Source organism: Pseudoalteromonas sp. TAB23 (genome assembly GCF_000498075.1).
Taxonomy (GTDB): domain Bacteria; phylum Pseudomonadota; class Gammaproteobacteria; order Enterobacterales; family Alteromonadaceae; genus Pseudoalteromonas; species Pseudoalteromonas arctica.
Genome location: NZ_AUTP01000082.1, coordinates 1 through 2,618, shown reverse-complemented (window position 1 = coordinate 2,618; position 2,618 = coordinate 1). Strand labels below are relative to the sequence as shown.

The 2,618-nt window shown below is 41.5% G+C and carries 2 protein-coding genes and 1 pseudogene; 1 reads left to right on the top strand and 2 read right to left on the bottom strand.

Annotated features, from left to right (window positions below):
* Together L654_RS0101875 and L654_RS0101870 are read right to left on the bottom strand one after the other, a co-directional pair.
* Positions 1 to 200 (bottom strand): annotated as a pseudogene (locus L654_RS0101875) (hypothetical protein); the annotation flags it as partial.
* Positions 201 to 280: 80 nt separating this feature from the next.
* Complete coding sequence (locus tag L654_RS0101870) at positions 281 to 1,099, bottom strand: helix-turn-helix domain-containing protein (RefSeq protein ID WP_024589739.1); 819 nt, start codon at positions 1,097 to 1,099, stop codon at positions 281 to 283.
* A gap of 112 nt (positions 1,100 to 1,211) precedes the next feature.
* Here L654_RS0101870 and L654_RS0101865 point away from each other — a divergent pair.
* On the top strand, positions 1,212 to 2,618 hold a 1,407-nt coding region (locus L654_RS0101865; protein WP_024607083.1), incomplete at its 3' end, for a glycoside hydrolase family 2.

Sequence of the window (2,618 nt, the reverse complement as noted above, 5' to 3'; positions counted from 1 at the left end):
CAATGGCAATGTTGGTGGGCATGAATTTCGGTAGTTGATGTTTTATCGCTTTGGTTATCATCGGCAGTGGAGTCGCCTTGCGATAACGAACTGGTTACGTGATCAACGTCTTCTTGCAAATGATACGCAGCGCCATCACAGCTAATAAAGCTATGTACAAGCACTAATAATATCACTATTAAAAAACGGTTTGAGCGCATTACCTACCTAAAACTCTAAAATGCAATTTAAGAAATCGCACAATACCTTAAATTTATTCAAATGTAGAGAGCCGCTAACGTTATTTTCTAAATTCGCTTGGCGACACACCTACCGACTTCTTAAAACGTTTGGAAAAATTAAAAATATTAGAGTACCCCACATAACTTGCCACATGCGAAATTGGCCAAGCCGTGTTTAACAATAAGTTTTTAGCCCGTTCAATGCGTAAATAAATAAGTTGTTGTATTGGGCTTTTACCAAATTGCGCTTGGCATAAACGATGCAAATGCGGCGATGAGTAATGCACATGTTCGCACATTACCTCTATTGTCCAATCAAACTGCAAGCGCTTGTCTACCTCTTCAAACAGACTAATTAAACGGTTATGCGCCGCACCCTGTGAGTTATTTTGCAGCGTAGCATTTAAGTAATGACTTAAAATAGGCGTTACGCTTTCGCGTAAATTAGCATTAGACTCGCTGTATAAAAGCTCCATAGCAAGGTGTAACGGTTCAAGTTTTTGCTCGGTTAGTACCAGTGCTTGCGCTAAGTTTAAATGCTGCCAACGTTTAGTATTTGCAAGGTTTAACCAAATAACATCCCAATGTTCAGCATCAATTTTCACTTCAAAGCTTTGCTTTGCTGGTAGCACAATAAGTGTATTGGCATTAAGTGTGTACTGCTCATTTTGTGTTGTTAATTTACCCTGCCCTGCAAGCGTATAAAACAGTGTATGTTCTAGCGGTGCTGAGCGTGCTACGCAATAACGACCCGATAGGTTTGAGCAACCCGCAAGTGCTATTTCAAGGTTTGACATTTGCGCGAGCGTTTGTGAATCAATAAAGCGTTCTATACAACGCGGACCAATATCGAGTATGTCTTTAATGTTATAGCGCATAATTACAATGATAGTTTTGGATAAATAAAGGAGAGCTTTAAGCATAACCCCTGCGATTATTTTTAGCTATATTTAGCACATTATAATTGCCCGCTTAAGCAATAGGATAAACATGACCTCTTTACAGCACATAATTAATCGCCGCGATTGGGAAAACCCAATTTCAGTACAAGTTAATCAAGTAAAAGCGCACAGCCCACTCAATGGTTTTAAAAGCATTGAACATGCTCGCACTAATACACAGCCACAAAAACAGTGTTTAAATGGGCAATGGGATTTTAAATTATTTGATAAACCCGAAGCGGTTGATGGATCGTTGCTAAGTGAAACACTAAACAGCGACTGGCAAAGCATTACAGTGCCTTCTAACTGGCAATTACACGGCTTTGATAAACCTATTTACTGTAATGTTAAATACCCATTTGCAGTTAACCCGCCTTTTGTACCAAGCGATAACCCTACAGGCTGTTACCGCACTGAATTTAATATAAGCGAAAGTCAGCTAACTCAGCGTAATCATATTATTTTTGAAGGCGTTAACTCGGCTTTTCACCTGTGGTGTAACGGGCAATGGGTGGGTTATTCACAAGATAGCCGCTTACCGAGCGAGTTTGATTTAAGCGAACTGTTAGTTGCAGGCACTAACCGCATTGCCGTTATGGTTATTCGTTGGAGCGATGGCAGTTATTTAGAAGATCAGGACATGTGGTGGCTAAGCGGTATTTTTCGCGATGTTAACTTACTTACAAAACCACAAAACCAAATACGTGATGTGTTTATAACCCCCGATTTAGACGCTTGCTATCGCGATGCAACGCTACATATAAAAACGGCGATTAATGCGCCAAATAACTATCAAATAGCAGTACAAGTTTTTGATGGCCAACAGGCGCTATGTGAGCTGCAAATTCAAAGCACTAACAATAAACGTGTTGATGAAAAAGGTGGCTGGAGCGATGTTGTGTTTCAAACAATCGCAATACAAAGCCCTAAAAAATGGACCGCCGAAACCCCTTACTTATACCGCTGCGTTGTTAGCCTGTTAGATGAGCAAGGCAACACAGTAGACGCCGAAGCCTATAACATTGGCTTTAGAAAAGTAGAAATGCTTAACGGGCAGCTTTGCTTAAACGGCAAGCCGCTACTTATTCGCGGCGTTAACCGCCACGAACACCACCCAGAAAACGGCCATACAGTTACTACCGCCGATATGATTGAAGATATTAAGCTGATGAAGCAAAATAACTTTAACGCCGTGCGTACTGCTCACTACCCTAACCACCCTCGTTTTTACGAACTGTGTGACGAGCTAGGTTTATACGTAGTTGATGAAGCAAACATAGAAACCCATGGCATGTTTCCTATGGGGCGTTTAGCTAGCGATCCGCAGTGGGCTGGTGCATTTATGTCGCGTTATACGCAAATGGTTGAGCGCGATAAAAACCACGCCTCAATTATTATTTGGTCACTAGGAAACGAATGCGGACACGGCGCAAATCATGATGCCATGTACGGCTGG

Bases quoted from the DNA above. Each gene is read 5' to 3' on its own strand.
- L654_RS0101870 (WP_024589739.1), bottom strand. From the start codon at position 1,099: ATGCGCTATAACATTAAAGACATACTCGATATTGGTCCGCGTTGTATA.